An 18,584-nucleotide genomic window follows, 5' to 3' on the forward strand; every position below is an offset into this window, starting at 1 on the left:
GTCACGCGTGCGGCTCCAGCCGCTCCGCGATCGCCCGGGCGGCGCGCAGCGACGACGGCTCCTCGGTGATATCGAACGTCTCGGCGATGCCCTCGGCCTGGATGGGGCGGAAATCGGCATGGGTTGCGAGCGCGCGATCGACGGCGTCGGGAAGGGCTTCCACGTCGTCCAGAACCGGCCCGAACAGCCAGTGGTGGAAGCTGGGATCACCGCGCCAGGCCGCGCCGCTGGCGTTGAGGAAAAGGCAGGGCTTGGGCGTGCGCAGGAACTCGTAGATCTGGCTGGAGACGTCTCCCAGATAGAGGTCAGCCGCGCGCGTGTAGGTCATGTCCGCCGCCGCCGGGCCGCCGAGATCGACGTGGATGCGAGGGTGCTCGGCGAAGCGCTCGAAGGCGGCGCGTTCGTCGCTGGAGGCGGTTTCGAACAGGCGGATATGGGGCGAGAAGATCAGGTTGTGGCGATCGCCGCGGGCGAAGGCTTCCAGCACTTCCCAGCCCCACTTCGGCCAGGAGCTGAGCTCTGGGTGGAAGTGCGGGTTGTACAGCACCACGGGGCCAGGGCGCTCGAAGCGCGGCTCTGGGCGCCGAGGCAGGGCGTCCACCAGGTCGAACTTCGGATAGCCGACCATGGCGCAGTTCTCGGGCTTGACCCAGCCTTCGCCGATCATCCGGTCGCGCTGTTTGGGTCCCGCCGCCATGACGAGGTTGAACACGCGAAGGCGCGGCTCGAACGGACCTTCGCGGTCGCCGGCGCCATGCTGGGTGTAGACGAGGGCGGGATGGCGAATGCCCAGCTTGCGCAGAAGGGCGGTGGTCCGCTCCGGCGTAATGACAGCATCGTAGCGCCCTAGCCTCAGGGCGTTGGCGATCAGCATCGGCGCCTTGGGTGGCGCGCCGCCGCCGCCGAACCGGCGCATCCAGGCCGGCGGCAGAAGGACAAGTTCAATCGGCGCCCCGCCAAGCTCCGCGAGCAGGCCTGAAACGTAGTCGAGCAGCTCGGGGGTGGTCGCGGCGATCTCGACCTTCAGCTCAGGCCAGCCGCGCGCCATGGCGACGGCCACCGACAGGCTGTGCCAGACCTGATGGTGTTGGGCGATATAGAGGAAGCAGACGCGTTTTTTGGCCACGTCAGGGACGCGGCTCCAGGCGGGTGCGGACTCCGCCCTTCAGAATGACCCGGTCGCCCTTATCGGTGACGCTGTAGGCGTTGGCTCGGGTGCTGGCGTTGGGGCCCTGGCCCGCGACGCCGGCGTCTCCGCTGACTTCGCCGGTCCGCATGTCGATCAGGGCCTGAGGCGCGTCGAACTCATAGCCCTCGCCGCTGGTGATCTTCACGTCTTGTGTCAGTAGCAAGGTGCGTGCGGCCTCGCGGTAGACACCGCTCTTGGCGGTCGCCTGACTGGAGTCCGGCTGGCCGTAACCACGGACGAGCGTGGGGGCGCTGAGGCGGACCAGATCCGCGTCTTCGGAGTCGCGCTCGGCGCGCTCGGCGGTGATCAGAAACGGGCGGCCGTCCTTCAGCACGCCCGTGAAGCGGGGCTTCTCGAGCAGAAGAGGCGTCGAGGCCGCCTGAGTTTGCAGCTTGCTTGAGGCCAGGCTGCGCCAGGAGGCTTGCCCCACGACCGCCGCGCCGATGACGGTCGCGAAAATCGCCAGACCCAGACGCAGGCGACGGACCGGCGCCCGGCGCCGGTTGCGGGCCCGTTCTGCGGCGCTGAGCATTGGGATGGCGGCGGAGCCGTCGGTCTGGGTGAGCATTTCGGCCATGGATAGTCCTACGCCGCCGTTCGCCCAAGACCTTTGTTTCCGGTTCGCCCGGTTGCCTCCGCGCGCGCGATCGCTGAAAGCGATCTATCGACACTTATTGTGTCACTATATAAGCTGGTCGCCGCGAGCGAGGGAAGGCGAGTATGAGGGTCCTAAAGGCGTTTTGCGCGGCGGCGCTGGCTCTGGGCGTGACCGGCGCGGCCCTGTGGTTCTTCCGCTTCGACCTGATCATCCTCTATGCCCGCCTCAATCAGTCGAAGATCGAGGCCTATCGCCCCGTCTCCTGGAGCCAAGGGGCTGAGACGCCGCCATCCGCGACAGGCCGCCCGCCGAACGTGGTGTTCATCCTGGCCGATGACCTTGGCTACAACGACATCACGCTGAACGGTGGCGGCGTGGCGGGCGGGGCGGTCCCGACGCCCGCGATAGATTCCTTGGCCCATGACGGCGTGACCTTCGCCAACGGCTACGCGGGCAACGCCACCTGCGCGCCGTCGCGCGCCGCGATCATGACGGGCCGCTACGCCACCCGGTTCGGCTTCGAATTCACGCCCACGCCCGTAGCCTTCTCACGAGTCGTCGGGGGGCATGCTGGGGATACTCTGCATCCCTCGCGCTTCAACGCCGCCGAGGTCAAGAACGCGCCCAAGGATGACAATACCGAAGTCGTACCGCCGACTGAGGTGACCATCGCCGAGGTGCTGAAGACACGGGGCTATCACACGGTCCACCTGGGCAAGTGGCACCTGGGCGGGATCAAGGGCTCGCGGCCAGAGGATCAGGGCTTTGACGAGAGCTTGGGGTTCATGGCCGGAGCCTCGCTGTTCGCGCCGGTTGGCGATGCGTCTGTCGTCGAGTCACGTCAGGACTTCGACCCGATCGACAAGTTCCTGTGGGGCGCGTTGCCCTATGCGGTGCAGTACAACGGCGGACCGCTGTTCCACCCGAACCGCTACATGACCGACTACTTGACCGATCAGGCGGTCGCGGCGATCGACGCCAACCGTAATCGGCCCTTCTTCCTCTACCTGGCCTATAACGCCGTCCACACGCCGTTGCAGGCGCCCAAGGCGGATTACGACGCCCTCTCGGGGGTCAAGGATCACCGTCTGCGCGTCTACGCCGCCATGGTCCGCAACCTGGACCGCAATGTCGGACGCGTGCTGCAAGCGCTCAAGGATCGAGGACTGGACGACAACACCCTGGTGATCTTTACCTCCGACAACGGCGGGGCGAACTATGTCGGACTGCCGGACCTGAACCGACCCTATCGCGGTTGGAAGGCGACGTTCTTCGAAGGGGGGATCAAGGCGCCTTTCCTGCTGCGCTGGCCCGCCCAGCTGCCGGCCGGCGCGATCTATCGCAGCCCGGTGGGCCACGTGGACATCTTCGCAACCGCCGCCGGCGCGGCCGGCGCCAGCCCACCAGCCGACCGCGTGATCGACGGCGTCGACCTGGTTCCGTTCGTGAAGGGACGGGCCTCGGGCGATCCGCACAAGGCGATGTACTGGCGGTCGGGCCGCTACAAGGTCGTGATGGCGGGCGGGTGGAAGCTGCAGGTCGCCCAGGAGCCGAACCGGGTCTGGCTGTTTGACCTGGCCAACGATCCGACCGAACAGCGCGAGCTTTCCAAGGCGCGTCCTGACAAGGTTCGCGAGCTTCGGGCGATCCTGGCGCAGCTGGACAGCCAGATGGTCAAGCCGGCCTGGCCCTCGCTGCTGTCGGGCGCGATCTATGTCGACCACCCGAGCGGTCAGCCGTCCACGCCTAGCGACGAGTATGTCTATTGGGACAACTGAAGACGTCGCTCTCTTGGTTCGCGGGCGCGGTTATCGCCGTCTCGTTGGCGGCATGTGGTCCGAAGACGCCCAAGGCCTGCCGGGTCGACCTGCCGGTTCCGGACCCGGCCCATCGCACGGCGGGCATGGTTCGGTTGTCTGGCGGGGATTTCCTGATGGGCGGCGCGCCGATCCGCCCGGAGGAGGGCCCCCGGAGACGGTCCGCGTCGCGCCGTTCTGGATCGACCGCACCGAAGTCACCAACGCCGCCTTCGCGCGGTTCGTCGCGGCCACGGGCTACCGCACCGTGGCCGAACGGCCGCTCGATCCCGCGCGCGACGCCTCGTTGTCGGCGGCGCAGCGGCGTCCGGCCTCGCTCGTTTTCGTGGGGGAAAAAGGAGCGAGGTCGGACGATCCTTCGCAATGGTGGCGGGCCATCCCCGGCGCCGACTGGCGGCATCCCGAAGGACCGGCCTCCAGCATCCGGGGCAAGGAGGCCTGGCCTGTCGTCCATATCGCTTGGGAGGACGCCATGGCCTACGCGCGCTGGCTGGGCCGCGACCTGCCGACCGAGGCTGAGTGGGAGTACGCCGCGCGCGGCGGCCTGGTCGCCAAGCGCTACGCCTGGGGAGATCAGCCGCAGGACGCCGGACGTCCCAGGGCCAACACCTGGCAGGGCGTCTTTCCCGCCCAGGACCTCGGCGAGGACGGCTTCAAGGCAAGGCCGGCGCCCGTGGGCTGCTTTCCTCCCAATGGCTATGGCCTCTCCGATATGGCCGGCAACGTCTGGGAATGGACCAAGGACTGGTTCAAGCCCGGCCTGGAGCCCGCTAGCGTGATCGAGACGGGCGGACCGCCCGAGGTTCGGGCGCTGGACCCGGACGAGCCGAACGTCGCCAAGCACGTGATCAAGGGCGGCTCGTTCCTGTGCACGGACGACTACTGTTTCCGCTATCGCCCCGCCGCGCGCACGCCGGGGCCGCCGGATAGCGGGGCCTCGCACGTTGGCTTCCGCACTGTTCTGAGGGAGCGCTAGAAGCCCGGTCCCGGCCGTGTGCGGATGTTCAACTGGCCGGCCAAGCCAGCTTTGCGGTGGTGCTCGATGGCGTGCATCTCCGGCGACATGGCCATGGCCTGGAAGGCGGCGAGCGACGGATACTCGGCCAGGGCGACCGCGTCCCATAGCTCTTCGACCTCGCCCAGCAGCAGACCCGTCACCGCGCCGCTGTAGCGGATGCGTCCGCCCAGACCTTCGACCAACTTGCTGACCAGCTCGCCGTAGCGGGCGTAGGCCTCACGACCGGAAAGATGGCTGTCCGAGCCGTCCGGATACTGAGCCTTCTCATGGAACTTCAGCAGGTTGACCATCACGAACGGCCCGTCCTCTGGCGCACCGAAGAAGGTCGCGATCTGCTCAGGACCGGGAAAGACTGCGTTCTCGACCTTCACGCGACCATCTCCGGCTGGGGCAGGGAGGCTACGAGCTCGTCCAGCAGGGCCGCGATCTCGGCGGGGGCGTCTTCTTGGATGAAGTGCCCGCCCTTCAGCGTCACGTGCTTGGATTTCTGGGTCGCCGGCACGCGCGCCTGGAAGATGGCTTCGCCGCCGCGGGTGATCGGATCGCCGTCCGAGAAGGCGGTCAGGAATGGCTTGTCGAAGCGCTCCAGAACCTTCCAGGCCGCTTCGTTCTCGGCCACGGAGGCGTGTTCGAGCGTGATCGGCACCAGAGCCGGGAACTGCCGGGCGCCCTCCTTGTAGCGCTCGTCCGGGAAAGGCGCGTCGTAGGCGGCGCGTTCGGCGTCGGATAGATCGCGCGCCGTCCCGCCGTTCAGGATGAAGCCGATCGGCATCTCTGGCACGTTCTGGCTGAAGTTCAGCCAGGCCTCGAAGCCCTCGGTCTTGCCATAGCCCACCGGCATGCCGGTGTTGGACACGACCACCGCCGCGAAGCGTTCGGGGAAGGCCGCCACGAGGCGAAGGCCGATCAGGCCGCCCCAGTCCTGGCAAAAGAGGACGATGTCCTTCAGGTCGTTGCGGACGAGCCAGTCGCTCATCCAGGCCACGTGTCGCTCGTAGGTGTAGTCGGTTCGGGACGCCGGCTTATCCGAGCGGCCGAAGCCGACAAGGTCGGGAGCGACCGCTCGGCGGCCCCGGCCGGCCAGGTCGGCGATGATCTTGCGATATAGATAGGCCCAAGAGGGCTCGCCATGCATCAGCAGGATGGGGCGCTGGTCGCGCGGGCCCTCGTCGACATGATGGATCCGCAGGCGCGTCCCGTTCGCATCGGTGATTTCGGTGTAGCCGGGGGCGTAGGTCCAATCCGCCAAGCCCTCGAACCGCTCATCCGGCGTCCGCAGCACATCCATGGCGTCTCTCCCTTCGATCTCTGCATTATTGACATAATGAGTGTCACTATATCGCCTGCTGTCAAGCACGACAGCCGCGAGGCGGGTGGCGGTCGTGGCTGTCGGACGCTAAGCAAGGGGAAGGAGGCTCCGGATTTGGACCGCGCGCGCTATCTTCTTCCCCATCCGCCCCACGATGAGCTGTCCCCCGATGGGCGGCGGCGGCGGGGACAGGACAGCCGGGCCCGCATCGTCCAGGCGATGCTGGACTTGGTTCGCGAAGGCCATGTCTCGCCCTCCGCCGAGCTCGTGGCGTCGCGGGCGAACGTTGGCCTGCGCACCGTGTTCCGGCACTTCAAGGATCTGGAGAGCCTCTATCGCGAGATGTCGGGCGTCATCGAGGCCGAACTGGTCGCCTTGGCTGACACGCCTTTCAAGGCCGTCGGCTGGCGCGAGCGGGTGCTAGAGCTGGTCGAGCGTCGCGGCTGGGCCTACGAACGCATCGCTCCGTTCAAACGGGCCTCGGCGGTCCATCGGCATCAATCCTCGGTTCTGACCTTGGACAACGCCAGGCTGGTCGCCGGCGCTCGCGACATTCTGAGGCGTGAATTGCCGGCCAGCCTGACGGGCGCCCGCAATCTTTTCGAGGCGATTGATCTGTTGCTGAGTTTTGACGCCTGGCGACGGCTGCGTCAGGAGCAGGAGCTTTCCGTCGAGGCGACGACCGAAGTCCTTCAGGCGGCAATCTCGGCGCTACTGGATCGCGCCGACGCTGCTTGAGGCATCGTCCCAGCGCGAAAGGGGCCGGCCGGAGCTGCTCAATTCCCCGGCCGGCGGGCATCCGACCGTAAGGGGCGATCGGAGGCCTTGCCGAAGAAAGACGGCGCCGCGCGAAGCGATCCTCCATGCCTTGCTCCCAGGTCTCGCGCGCTTCCTGACACGCCCTGTCAGCAGCGCGAGCCGATGCGGGTTGCCAGCACAGGTTGGAACGCCGAGGTTTCGCGAGCGTTGTCGTCGCCTGGACGGGCAAGCGCCACCACGCCCGAGGAGCTCCATGACCCCCGACGACCTGCCCGTCATAGATATGGCCGATGTCGAGGCTTCCGCCGCAGCCGAGCGCTATCGCCGGGTCCGCCGGCGCACCGAGGCCCTGGCCGCGCCCTTGTCGCCCGAAGACCAGGCCGCTCAGTCCATGCCGGACGCCAGCCCGACCAAGTGGCATCGGGCCCATACCACCTGGTTCTTCGAGACCTTTCTTCTGGTCCCGTTTCTGCCCGGCTACGCCGTTCATGACCGCGACTACGGCTACCTATTCAACTCCTACTATGAGGCCGTCGGGCCTCGGCAGCCTCGGCCTGAGCGCGGCTTGCTGACACGACCGTCGACACCGGCGATCGGCGCCTATCGCGCTCACGTCGACGCGGCCATGGAGCGCCTGCTGGTCGGGCCCCTGACCGCCGAGATCAGCGAGCGCCTCGAGCTTGGCCTGGCCCATGAGGAGCAACATCAGGAGCTGATCCTGATGGACATCTTGCATTTGTTCGCCCAATCGCCGCTCAGCCCGGCCTACCAATCGGCCGCCGCCGGGCGCGCTGATCCGGGAGCGCAACGTTTCCATCGCTTCGAGGGCGGGGTTGTCGAGATCGGCGCCGAGAAAGCAGGTTTCGCCTTCGACAATGAGCGCCCCCGACATCGCGTTTATGTCGCGCCCTTCCGCCTGTCGGATCGCCTGGTGACCAATGGTGAGTGGATCGCGTTTATCGACGCCGGGGGCTATCAGCGCGTCGACCTCTGGCTTTCCGAAGGGTGGACCAGGGCTCGGGAAGAAGGTTGGACCGCGCCTGCCTATTGGCGACGGGAGGAAGACAGGACCTGGACCGCCATGAGTCTGCAGGGGCGGCGGCCTGTCGATCCTAACGCTCCGGTCGTCCACGTCAGCTATTATGAGGCCGCCGCCTTCGCGGCCTGGGCTGGCCGACGGCTGCCCACCGAGGCCGAATGGGAAGTGGCCGCTACGGCGCCGGGAGGTATGGCGCCGCGGCAGCTTTATGGAGCGGCCTGGCAGTGGACCTCCAGCGCCTATGCTCCCTATCCAGGCTTCAAGCCGGGGCCTGGAGCGCTGGGCGAGTACAATGGCAAGTTCATGGTCAACCAGATGGTGCTGCGCGGCGGGTGCCAGGCCACGCCGCCTGGTCACTCGCGGGCGACTTACCGGAACTTCTTCCATCCTGATCGGCGTTGGATGTTCGCAGGGGTTCGGCTGGCCGACGACGATGGTCTGGACGAGGCGACGCCTGCCAGTTCTTTCCTTGACGAGGTCGTCGCGGGCCTTTCGGCGACGCCCAAGACCCTTCCGGCCAAGTACTTCTACGACGCCGAGGGTTCCCGTCTGTTCGAACAGATCTGCGCGCTGCCGGAGTACTATCTGACCCGGACCGAGACGGCGCTGTTGCGCGAGATCGCGCCGGAGATCGCCGCGTGCATCCCGGGTGATGCGGCTCTCGTCGAGTTCGGCAGCGGCGCCAGCACCAAGACCCGCATCCTGCTAGATGCGGCGCCGCAGGTGTCGGTCTATGCGCCGATCGACATCAGTCCAACCGCGCTGGACGCGGCGGCCGCCAGCCTGCGGGCGGACTATCCCAATCTGACGGTCGCGCCTCTGGTCGGGGATTTCACCAAGGCCTTATCGGCGCCGGAAGGCGCGCGAGGGCGCCCGATTGTGGGTTTCTTTCCCGGGTCGACGATTGGAAACTTCTCACCCGACGAGGCTGAGGTCTTGCTGCGCCAGGCGCGCGAATGGCTGGGTGAGGGCGCCATATTCGTCATCGGCGCGGACGTCGCAAAGGACCCGGGTGTGCTGATCCCGGCCTATGACGACGCGCGGGGTGTTACGGCGGCCTTCAATCGCAACATCCTGGTCCACATCAATCGTGAACTGGGCGGGAGCTTTGATCCGGAGGCCTTCGCGCACCGCGCCGTCTGGAACGCCGAAGAAAGCCGGATCGAGATGCATCTGGAGAGCGTCCGCGACAAGATCGTTATGGTCGGCGATCGTGGCGTGCGCTTCGCTAAGGGCGAGACCATCCACACGGAGAACTCCTACAAGTATCGGCCGGAAGCATTCGAAGCCATCGCCGGTCGCGCGGGCTGGACCGTGGCGCGGCGCTGGGTCAGCCCAGATCCCGCCTTCGCGGTCTACATGCTGGCGGCTTGATCGTCGCCGGCGACGCGCGAACACGAAAAAGCGCCGGTTCCGAGGGGCTCGGAACCGGCGCGTTCGAACCGGAGTTCGACGATCTAAAGCCCGCGCTGGCCGGGACGACCGCTGCGCGAAGACGATCCGCCCTTGCGGCCGGCGTTGGCGGCCAGGTCGCGATCCTTGGCGAAGCTGCGCTTTTCACTCGGTACGCTCGCTCCGCCTTTCCTGGCGATCTCGCGACGGCGTTCCGGGTCCATGGCGGCGAAACCGCGACGACCGCGGGGACGTTCGCTATCGGTGTCCATCTGGGGCTCCTAGTCGGGACTGGTCACAGGCGGTACGGGCGAGGGCGCGACGCCATAGGGACGATCGTCCCTAGGATCGACCGGCGGCGAGGTTGGGGGCTCCTCGACGGGGACGACGCCGGGCTCGTATTCGGGCGGCTTGGGCTCGATCGGGGGCGGGGCGTCGGTGTCGGTCATCTGGCTTCGTTTCCTGCGCGTTCCGGTGAAGTAACCAGCGAAGACGCTTTCGGTTCACCATGAAGCCGCACTAATTACGCCGGAGCGGGAATGTCCGTGCGCCAAGGAGTCGTCCGAGAATGCCGCGCAGCACCAAGCAGACGCTCTCTCGCGCCATGTCTCATTGGCGTCTGGCCGCCGCCTTCGCGACCGGGATCATCGCCTGGGTCACGGCGACATATTTCGACGCGCCGCGTGAAACCCACCTTCTGCTGGCCTGGGACAGCGGTGCGCTCGTCTATCTCTTGACGATGTGGACCCTGTTTATTCGGTCCGACGAGGCTGAGCTGAAATCGCGAGCGGCCCTCTACGACGAGGGCGTCCCAGTGCTGATGTTGATCGTCTTGACGGCCATAGCCGCCAGCCTCGGCGCGGTGGTCGACGCAATGATCGTGGTCAAGGAAGCGCTGAGCGGCGCCAGGGCCGTCATCATCGGCAGCGCCATGGCGACGCTGATCCTGTCCTGGCTGGTGCTGCAGACGGTGTTCGTCCTGCATTACGCGCATCGCCATTTTGGGGCCGGCAAGGACAAGGGCGGCATCCAGTTTCCCGGGGAGCCGCCCACCAGCTATCTCGACTTCGCCTATCTGGCCTTTAGCGTGGGCGCGACCTTCCAGGTGTCGGATAACAGCATCCTGACCTCGAAGCTGCGTCGCCTGGTCACCGCCCACGCGGCGGCAGCGTACTTCTACAACACCGCCGTGCTGGCGCTGGGCATCAACATCATTGCCAGCCTGATCGGCGGATAGGCCTATCGGCGGGGCGGACGCCCGCCCCGCTTGTCTCGATCCTTGCCGCCCTCGGCCATCTTCTGGGCCGGAGTCTTGGGCAACTCTTCCAGCTTCAGCAGGCCGTCCTTGTCGGTATCGAGCAAGGCAAAGCGGGTCTTGGCGGCCTTGGTCGCCTCGTCCTTGGTGATGCGACGATTGAAGTCGGCGTCTGCGCCCATGACCGGTTGAGGCTCGGCGATCAGGCCGTACAGTGAGGCGCCCTGAAGCATGTTTGCCCCCATGCTCCGCCGACGAGCCCCGCTCGGTCCCTCGCCGCCGCCGCTCGGGCCCATGCCGCCTCCGGGCGGGCCGCCGCCGCCGGGACCCTGTCCTGCGGGACCACGTCGCATCGAGGGCGCCGCGCCACCGACGATCTCGGGCGCGATGCGCGTCTCGTAGGCCGAGACCTCGAAACCGTCGATGACTCCGTCACGGTCCGCGTCGACCACAGCAAAGAACCGCAGGGAGTCGGCGACGAACTCCTCCCGGCTCAGGGCGCCGTCATGGTTGGCGTCGGCGCCGGCGAACCAGGTCGTGACGGGGTAGGGCTGGCCGGGCGGTGCGCGGAACGGCTCGCCAGCGGGGCTGATGAATAGTTGCGGACCGCCGCCTGGGCCACCCGGACCGCCCCGACCAGGCGGTCCGAAGTCAGAACCATCCGGGTCAGAGGGGCCGCCGTCGGGCGGGCCGCTGGCGCAGGCGGACAGGGCGGCGGCCAGGATCGCGGACAGGGCGAGAGCGCGTAACATCATCGAGGGGGTCTCCATCGCCAAGCTTTGAAGACCCCCTGGATTGCCGGCCAATGTCAGGGGTGATGGCGGCCTTTACGGCGGCGCAACAATCGGTTGGTTCCCGCAAGTCTCAGGCAGGCAGGCGCACGCTGGCCCGCAAACCGCCCTCCGGCCGGTTGACCAGGGTGACGTCGCCGCCATGGGCGCGCGCCAGAGAGCGGACCACCGCCAGGCCCAGGCCCATGCCGCCGGTTTCGCGATTGCGCGAGGGCTCCCCGCGATAGAAGGGCTCGAACACCCGCTCCACTTCAGCCGGCGGCACGCCGGGGCCATCGTCGTCGATCTCGATGATCGCCATGCCGTCCTCGGCGTAGACGCGTCCGCGCGCGGCGCCGCCGTATTTCAGGGCGTTCTCGACCAGGTTCTGCACCAGGCGTTTCAGCGCCACGGGGTCGCCCTCGATGATCGTTTTCTCGGCGCGCTCGACCGTGGCGTCGCCGCCGGTCTCCGCTGCTTCGTCCATCACGCTTTCCAGAAGCGAGGCCAGCTCCAGCTTGGTGCGCTCGGCCGGACGGTTGGTGTCACGGACGAAGCCCAGCGTGGCGGCGATCATGGCCTCCATCTGGTCGATATCGGCCGCCAGTTTCGGGCGAATGTCGTCGGGCGCGGCTTCGATGCGGAACTTTAAGCGGGTGAGGGGCGTGCGCAGATCGTGGGCGATCGCCCCGACCATGGCCGTACGATCTTCGACGTAACGCCGCAGACGCTCCTGCATCATGTTAAAGGCCGACGCGGCGGCGACCACCTCGGTCGAACCCGAGAGGTTGAGTGGCGGCGTGCGCGGATCTTTCCCCAAACGCTCTGCGGCGTCGGCGAAGGCGGTAATCGGCTGCGACAGGCGACGGGCGAACAGCCAGGCCAGCGGCGTCACGGCGATCACCGACAGCAGCAGGATCAGCAGAATCCGCTGCTGCCAGCTGTCCAGGCGGAAAGTGGGCTTGGGCTCCACGACCAGCCAGTGGCCGTCGCTCTGCCGGACGCCCAGCTTGAAGTCGCCGAAGATCAGTGGCTCGTCACGGCCGCGCGCGCCTGACGGACCGCCAGCGCCGGGCTCCCGGGCGAACGGCTCGCGGGGAGGGCGGCCATCGGGAGGCGGGCGATCGCCATCCGACATCTTGGGCGGGTTGACGGGGCTACGGCGGACGAAGAAGCGCGGACCGTTGTCGATCTGCAGCTCGACGCGATTGGCCGGAACGCCGATCGCGCGCGCTATGCCCGCCTTGAAGTCCGCGCGGCGGATGCTGTCCTGCCCATTGGAGCGAAGGGCGCTACGCTCCTTGACCACCAGCAGTCGGCCGTCGCGAGGTTGGACGGGCTGGCCGGTCTTGAGCGCGCGGACGATCTCGGCGGATCGGTAGAATTCGGGCGGCGGAGGCGGCAGGTTGAAGATGACCGCGATCGCGATCAGCTGGGCCGCCACCAAGGTGACGATGACGAGGCCGAGCGCCTGAACGAACAGCGGCGCGCCGCGCCGAAACATCGTCATGGGGTGCGCACGACCTTGGCGGTGAACATGTAGCCTTCGCTGCGGATCGTGCGGATCAATTCGCCGCCGCCGCCGTCGTCCAGCTTGCGTCGCAGGCGGCTGATCTGGACGTCGATGGCGCGGTCATAGGCGTCGCTGTCGCGGCCTCGGGCGAGGTCCAGCAGCTGGTCGCGGGTCAGCACGCGCTGCGGACGCTCCACGAAGGCGCGAAGCAGCGAGAACTCGCCGCTGGAGAGGTTCACGACGACCGACTGCGGCGAGCGCAGCTCGCGCCGGACAAGATCCAGTCGCCAGCCGGCGAACTCGCACGCAGCGCCCATGGCGTCATCGGCCACGCGGGGCTCCTGGCGTCGGCGCAGCACGGCGCGGACACGGGCTAGCAGTTCGCGCGGGTTGCAGGGCTTGGGCAGGTAATCGTCGGCGCCGAGTTCGAGGCCGACGATCCGGTCGGTTTCCTCGCCCATGGCCGAGAGCATGATGATGGCCGGGCCATCGGTTGCGGACGACAGGCGGCGACAGATCGCCAGGCCGTCCTCGCCGGGCAGCATGACATCCAGCACCACCAGGTCGATCGGGCCTCGCGCCAGGACCTGCTCCATGGTGCGGGCGTCTTGCGCTGTCTCCACCGCGTAGCCGTGGCGGGTGAGGAAGTCGGAGACCACGTCACGGATCCCGGGGTCGTCATCGACGATCAGGATGCGCGGCGCCGCGCCCCGGGGGGCGTCTGGATCGCCTTGGACGGTGTTTTGGGCATTTTCCATTGGGCTTTCCTGTCATGGCCCCGTCACGCTCTGATTTCATCTCTGAAACAGCCGCGCAACCCTCGCAAGACGTCCAGATTTCGCCGACCTTAGCCTGGCGAGTGGTTTTTGGGCGCGTGGTAGCGTTCGCCCTGAGCCTTCATGGCCGCCACGGCGCGGTCGCCGACAAACGGGTTGCTGCGGCGTTCGGCCCCGAAGCTGGACATCGGGCCGTGACCCGGCACGAAGCGCACGTCGTCGCCCAGCGGCCAGAGCTTCTGGGTAATGGCGTCGATCAGGTCCTGGTGGTTGCCCAACGGAAAGTCGGTCCGTCCGATCGAGCCCTGGAACAGTACGTCGCCGACCTGGGCGAACTTGGTCTCGCGATGGAAGAAGACGACGTGGCCCGGCGTGTGGCCCGGGCAGTGAAGCACCTCGAACTCGGTCTCGCCCAGCGTGACCTTGTCGCCGTCCTGAAGCCAGCGATCGGTAACGAAAATGCGAGCCTCGGGCATGCCGTACATCTCGCCGCTCTGCTGGATGCGGTCGATCCAGAACTGGTCGGCCTCGTGCGGGCCCTCGATCGGGACGCCGGTGCGCGCCTTCAGCTCGGCCGCGCCGCCGGCATGGTCCATGTGGCCGTGGGTGATCCAGATCTTCTCCAGCGTCAGCCCCTTTTCGGCCAGCGCCTTCAGCAGGCGATCCACCTCGCCGCCCGGGTCTATGATCGCGGCCTTCATCGTCTTCGCGCACCAGACGATCGTGCAGTTCTGCTGCAGCGGCGTGACCGGGGCGATCACGGCGGCGATGGGCATGGCGGGCGAAGTCATCAGCGGCTCCTCTTTACGCACAGCATAAGGAGTCGCGCGCGGATAAAGAAGAAGGCCCAGGATCGCTCCCGGGCCTTCTGAGACGACGCTGAGCGCGTTGTCTACTTCACGTCGTCGACGCCGCGGCCCATGGCCTCGGCCGGCGAGTTCATCTCGGTGTCTTCGGTGATGTCGATGCCCTTGGCCAGCTTGGAGTGCCAGAAGCCGTAGGCGATGTAGATCACCGCGCCGACCGCCGCGTAACCGCCCAGGATCATCAGCGGCAGCGGGTTGTCGTTCATCGCGTGAACGATCATCGGCTGGAAGTTCTGATAGGCCAGGAACAAGCAGGCCGCGATGCCCGCCGCTGCGGTGAACACGCCGCCCGGCACCTTGAACGGACGCGGCAGGTCGGGGTGCTTGATGCGCAGATAGATCACCGACAAGCAGACGATCGAGAAGGCGACTGCAGTGCCCAGCGACACCAGGTCGCCCAGCAGGCTGATCGGCAGGAACGAAGCGGCGATGGCGATCACCACGCCCAGCAGGATGGTGCCCATCCAGGGGGTGCGGAACTTCGGGTGGATCTCGGCGAACACCTTCGGCAGCAGGCCGTCGCGGGCCATGGTGTAGAAGATGCGGGTCTGGCCGTAGCACAGCACCAGCATAACCGACGAAAGACCCGTGATGGCGCCGATCTTGATGGCGAAGCTGAGCAGGTTCAGCTTGCCGCCTTCGGCCGCCGCGTACGGGATGTCGGCCCATTCCAGGCCCATCCGGTCGATGGCGACGGCGATCGGGGCCGGGCTGGCCAGTTCACGGAAGGGCACCACGCCGGTCATCACGGCCGCGACGGCCATGTAGATCAGCGTACAGATCACCAGGGCGCCCAGGATGCCGATTGGCACGTCGCGCGAGGGGTTCTTGGCTTCGGCGGCGGCGGTCGAAACAGCTTCGAAGCCGACATAGGCGAAGAAGATGATGGCGGCGCCGCGGAAGATGCCGCCGATGCCGAACTCGCCGGGCTGGCCGGTCGGCTCGGGGATGAAGGGGTGCCAGTTGGCCGGGTTGATGTACTGCGCTCCTACCGCGATGAACGTCACCAGCACGATCACCTTGATGACCACGATGGCGTTGTTGACGTTGGCGGATTCGCTGACGCCGACCACCAGCAGGGCCGAAACCATGGCGATGCCGATGGCGGCCACCAGGTTCAGCGTGCCGGTCATGGCGAACATGGTGCCGCCGCCGGGCGCAGCCACGGCTTGGATCAGCGGCGTCGCCCACATCGGCGCGTCAGCACCGGCGACCTGGATCATTGGGAAGTTTATCCCAAGGGCATGCAGGGTGCTGACGACATAGCCCGACCAGCCGACCGCGACGGTCGAGGCGGCCACGCCGTATTCGAGCACGAGCAGCCAGCCCATGATCCAGGCGAAGACTTCGCCCAGCGTGCCGTAGGCATAGGTGTAGGCCGAGCCCGACACCGGCATGGTCGAGGCCAGTTCGGCGTAGCACAGGCCAGCCAGCGCGCAGGCGATGCCCGCGACGATGAACGACAGCATGATGGCGGGGCCGGCGTTCGCCGAAGCGACCTGACCGGTCAGCACAAAGATGCCGGCGCCGATGATGGCGCCGACGCCCAAGCTCATGAGGTTGATGGGACCAAGCGTACGCTTGAGTTGGCTATGGGCGGCTTCCTTTTGGATGCTCGCGATCGATTTTTTCAGGAATAGCCTGTTTCCGGCCATGTCGTTCATTTCCCCATCGACCAGCGAACCCCGCCGGCCAGGCACTGGGCGGCGACGTTAGTCAGCTCGCGGCGGCCGCGCAATGCCTTGCGGTGACGAGCCGCTCATGAGGGACTATGTCTGCGCCTGATGCTGCCTATTGAGAATGTTCTGCCCGCCCTGAGAGCGGCCCTGCTTGGTTCGCAAGCGACGGTTCTTGTCGCCCCGCCGGGCGCGGGCAAGACCACAGCCGTTCCCTTGGCGCTCTTGGAAGAGCCGTGGGTTCAGGGCCGCAAGCTGATCGTCCTGGAACCTCGACGCCTGGCCGCACGGGCGGCGGCCTCACGCATGGCGGCCAATCTGGGCCAGAGCGTCGGCGAAACCGTGGGCTTTCGCGTGCGCCTGCAGTCCAAGGTGTCGGCCCGGACGCGGATCGAGGTCGTCACCGAGGGCGTCTTCACCCGGATGATTCTCGACGACCCGGGCCTGGACGGCGTCGCGGCCGTGCTGTTCGACGAGTTCCACGAGCGCAGCCTCGACGCCGATCTTGGCCTGGCCTTCGCCCGTGATGTGCAGAGCGTGCTGCGCGACGACCTGCGCCTGCTGGTCATGTCCGCGACCTTGGACGGAGCCCGCATTTCGGCCCTGCTGGACGACGCTCCGGTGGTCGAGAGCCAGGGGCGGATGTTCCCGGTCGACACCCGCTATCTTAGCCGCGACGAGCGGCAGCGCTTGGAAGAGCGGGTCGGCCGCGCCGTCGAGCGCGCCCTGGCCGAGGAGGGCGGCTCGGTCCTGGTCTTCCTGCCTGGGCAGGGCGAGATCCGCCGGGCCGAGACCTGGTTGAACGAGCGCCTTCGCCGACCTGATGTCGATATCGCGCCGCTGTATGGGGCGCTAGAGCCGGCCGCCCAGGACCGCGCGATCTCGCCCGCGCCCGCCGGCCGCCGCAAGGTTGTGTTGGCCACCTCGATCGCGGAGACCAGCCTGACCATCGAGGGCGTGCGCGTCGTGATCGACGCGGGCCTCGCGCGCGTGCCGCGCTATGACCCGGCCTCGGGCATCACGCGGCTGGAGACCGTGCGGGTCAGCCGCGCCGCCGCCGACCAGCGCCGAGGCCGCGCCGGCCGGACCGAGCCGGGCGTCTGCTACCGCCTGTGGGACGAGCCCGAGACCCGCGCTCTGCCCGCCTTCGCCCGACCCGAGATCTTGGAGGCCGACCTGTCGCGGCTGGCGCTGGATCTCGCCCGCTGGGGCGCGCGCGACGCGGACGGCCTGACCTTCCTCGACCCGCCGCCGGCCGCCGCCTTCGCCGAGGCGCGGGGCCTCTTGACCCGCATCCAGGCGCTGGACGCCCAGGGCGACCTGACCGCCCACGGCAAGGCGTTGGCTGACATGCCTCTACCGCCGCGTCTGGCGCATATGGTCGTGCGTGGCGCGGCCTCCGGCCAGGCGCGCGAGGCCGCCGAGGTCGCCGCCGTGCTGACCGAGCAGGGGCTGGGCGGCAAGGACGTCGACCTGCGTCGGCGGCTGGAAAACCTACACCGCGACCGCTCGCCGAGGGCCCGCGACGCCATGGCACTGGTCGAGCGCTGGGCCCGCGCGGCCGGGAAGCCCTCGGGCGCCAAGGAACTAGAAGTCGGGCTGATGCTGGCCGAGGCCTATCCCGAGCGCGTCGCCAAGGCGCGCGGCAAGCCGGGCGAGTTCCAACTGGCCGGCGGACGCGGCGTCTATCTGGAACCCACCGATCCCCTGGCGCGCGAGCCCTGGCTAGCCGTCGGCGAGCTGGGCGGTGGCGATAGCCGTGACCGCATCCTGCTGGCCGCCGCCGTCGAGGAAGCCGACCTGCGCGAGACCTTCGCCGATCGCCTCGTGGCCGAGGACCGCCTGGAGACCGCCGGCGGCAAGGTGCGCGCCAAGCGGCTGCTGCGCCTGGGCAAGCTGGTCCTGGAAGAGCGGCTGATCGAGAACCCCGACCCCGCGATGATCGCCGGCGCGCTGCTGGACCAGGTTCGCGCCGAGGGCCTTTCGGCGCTCCGCCTGGGCGAGCGGGGCAGGGCGCTGCTGGACCGCGTGGCCTTCCTGCGCGAGGTCGATGGCGACGACTGGCCCGATCTGTCAGAGGCCGCCCTGGTCGAACGCCTCGACGAGTGGCTGGAGCCGCTGCTGGCCGGTCGCTCGTCGCTATCGAGCCTGGATGAGGGGACGCTGCACGACGCGCTGAAGACTCTGGTCACCTGGGACCTGCAGCGGAAGATGGACGCCCTGCTGCCCGCCCGCTTCGAGGCGCCGACCGGCAACAGCTTCGCCATCGACTATTCCGCTGAAGGAGGACCCCGCGTCGAGGTCCGGGTCGGGGAGCTCTACGGCCTGGCCGAACATCCCAGCGTCGCGGGCGGCAAGGTCCCGCTGACGCTCGCCTTGCTGTCGCCCGCCCACCGCCCGATCCAGATCACCAAGGACCTGCCGGGTTTCTGGAAGGGCTCGTGGCGCGAGGTGAAGGTCGAGATGAAGGGCCGCTATCCCCGGCACGTCTGGCCGGATGATCCGGCCAGCGCCGCGCCAGTGACGCGGGCGAAGCCGAGAGGGACGTGAGGCGTGATCAAGATCCTCCCCGCGTTGCGGGGGAGCTGTCGCGGAGCGACTGAGGGG

Annotated in this window: 16 protein-coding genes and 1 pseudogene; 6 read left to right on the forward strand and 11 right to left on the reverse strand. The window is 67.8% G+C overall.

Features of this window, described 5'->3' with window-relative positions:
- Position 1: 1 nt before the first annotated feature.
- Together CSW59_RS07425 and lptC are read right to left on the reverse strand one after the other, a co-directional pair.
- A complete protein-coding gene (locus CSW59_RS07425; RefSeq protein ID WP_099443440.1) occupies positions 2-1,126 on the reverse strand; it encodes a glycerophosphotransferase in 1,125 nt (374 codons plus the stop codon).
- A gap of 1 nt (position 1,127) precedes the next feature.
- Positions 1,128-1,757 (reverse strand): LPS export ABC transporter periplasmic protein LptC, encoded by a 630-nt coding sequence (gene lptC / locus CSW59_RS07430; RefSeq protein WP_099443535.1) that lies wholly within the window; start codon positions 1,755-1,757, stop codon positions 1,128-1,130.
- 152 nt (positions 1,758-1,909) lie between these two features.
- On the opposite strand from lptC, the gene CSW59_RS07435 reads away from it, so the two are divergent.
- Positions 1,910-3,565, forward strand: a complete 1,656-nt coding sequence (locus CSW59_RS07435; RefSeq protein ID WP_201722739.1) for a sulfatase-like hydrolase/transferase — start codon at positions 1,910-1,912, stop codon at positions 3,563-3,565.
- A gap of 32 nt (positions 3,566-3,597) precedes the next feature.
- Positions 3,598-4,580 (forward strand): annotated as a pseudogene (locus CSW59_RS07440) (formylglycine-generating enzyme family protein).
- On the opposite strand, the gene CSW59_RS07445 reads toward CSW59_RS07440, so the two are convergent.
- Positions 4,577-4,993 carry a DUF1330 domain-containing protein gene (locus CSW59_RS07445; protein ID WP_099443441.1) on the reverse strand — a complete coding sequence of 139 codons (417 nt, stop codon included), beginning with the start codon at positions 4,991-4,993 and terminating at the stop codon, positions 4,577-4,579. The pseudogene CSW59_RS07440 and the gene CSW59_RS07445 overlap by 4 nt on opposite strands.
- Positions 4,990-5,910 carry a haloalkane dehalogenase gene (locus CSW59_RS07450; protein ID WP_099443442.1) on the reverse strand — a complete coding sequence of 307 codons (921 nt, stop codon included), beginning with the start codon at positions 5,908-5,910 and terminating at the stop codon, positions 4,990-4,992. The genes CSW59_RS07445 and CSW59_RS07450 overlap by 4 nt, the downstream gene beginning before the upstream one ends.
- Before the next feature lie 135 nt (positions 5,911-6,045).
- Here CSW59_RS07450 and CSW59_RS07455 point away from each other — a divergent pair, with 135 nt between their 5' ends.
- Positions 6,046-6,669: a TetR/AcrR family transcriptional regulator gene (locus tag CSW59_RS07455; protein ID WP_099443443.1), complete on the forward strand. Its 624-nt coding sequence runs from the start codon at positions 6,046-6,048 to the stop codon at positions 6,667-6,669.
- Positions 6,670-6,943: 274 nt separating this feature from the next.
- Positions 6,944-9,103 carry an ergothioneine biosynthesis protein EgtB gene (gene egtB, locus CSW59_RS07460; RefSeq protein WP_099443444.1) on the forward strand — a complete coding sequence of 720 codons (2,160 nt, stop codon included), beginning with the start codon at positions 6,944-6,946 and terminating at the stop codon, positions 9,101-9,103.
- Positions 9,104-9,186: 83 nt separating this feature from the next.
- On the opposite strand, the gene CSW59_RS07465 is transcribed toward egtB, so the two are convergent.
- Both CSW59_RS07465 and CSW59_RS20585 read right to left on the reverse strand, forming a co-directional pair.
- Entirely contained in the window at positions 9,187-9,393 is a 207-nt protein-coding gene (locus CSW59_RS07465) for a general stress protein (RefSeq protein WP_099443445.1), read from the reverse strand.
- Between the two features lie 9 nt (positions 9,394-9,402).
- Complete coding sequence (locus tag CSW59_RS20585; RefSeq protein ID WP_143754973.1) at positions 9,403-9,570, reverse strand: hypothetical protein; 168 nt, start codon at positions 9,568-9,570, stop codon at positions 9,403-9,405.
- Between the two features lie 119 nt (positions 9,571-9,689).
- Between CSW59_RS20585 and CSW59_RS07470 the strand changes: the two genes are divergently transcribed.
- Entirely contained in the window at positions 9,690-10,358 is a 669-nt protein-coding gene (locus CSW59_RS07470; protein ID WP_099443446.1) for a DUF1345 domain-containing protein, read from the forward strand.
- Between the two features lie 2 nt (positions 10,359-10,360).
- Here CSW59_RS07470 and CSW59_RS07475 read toward each other — a convergent pair whose 3' ends face one another.
- The 5 genes from CSW59_RS07475 to CSW59_RS07495 all read right to left on the reverse strand — a co-directional run bounded on the left by CSW59_RS07475 (position 10,361) and on the right by CSW59_RS07495 (position 15,956).
- Positions 10,361-11,131, reverse strand: coding sequence for a hypothetical protein (locus tag CSW59_RS07475; protein WP_099443537.1), 771 nt, complete (start codon positions 11,129-11,131; stop codon positions 10,361-10,363).
- Positions 11,132-11,240: 109 nt separating this feature from the next.
- Positions 11,241-12,656, reverse strand: coding sequence for an ATP-binding protein (locus CSW59_RS07480; RefSeq protein ID WP_099443447.1), 1,416 nt, complete (start codon positions 12,654-12,656; stop codon positions 11,241-11,243).
- Complete coding sequence (locus tag CSW59_RS07485; protein ID WP_099443448.1) at positions 12,653-13,417, reverse strand: response regulator; 765 nt, start codon at positions 13,415-13,417, stop codon at positions 12,653-12,655. Before CSW59_RS07485 ends, CSW59_RS07480 begins: the two co-directional genes overlap by 4 nt.
- A gap of 89 nt (positions 13,418-13,506) precedes the next feature.
- The gene (locus tag CSW59_RS07490) at positions 13,507-14,226 is read right to left on the reverse strand and encodes an MBL fold metallo-hydrolase (RefSeq protein ID WP_369825752.1); all 720 of its coding nucleotides are present in this window, start codon (positions 14,224-14,226) and stop codon (positions 13,507-13,509) included.
- Between the two features lie 101 nt (positions 14,227-14,327).
- Complete coding sequence (locus CSW59_RS07495) at positions 14,328-15,956, reverse strand: amino acid permease (RefSeq protein WP_099443539.1); 1,629 nt, start codon at positions 15,954-15,956, stop codon at positions 14,328-14,330.
- Positions 15,957-16,085: 129 nt separating this feature from the next.
- Between CSW59_RS07495 and hrpB the strand changes: the two genes are divergently transcribed.
- Positions 16,086-18,527, forward strand: coding sequence for an ATP-dependent helicase HrpB (hrpB, locus tag CSW59_RS07500; RefSeq protein WP_099443449.1), 2,442 nt, complete (start codon positions 16,086-16,088; stop codon positions 18,525-18,527).
- Positions 18,528-18,584 lie beyond the last annotated feature (57 nt).

The sequence above is a fragment of the Caulobacter sp. BP25 genome (assembly GCF_002737755.1).
GTDB lineage: Bacteria > Pseudomonadota > Alphaproteobacteria > Caulobacterales > Caulobacteraceae > Caulobacter.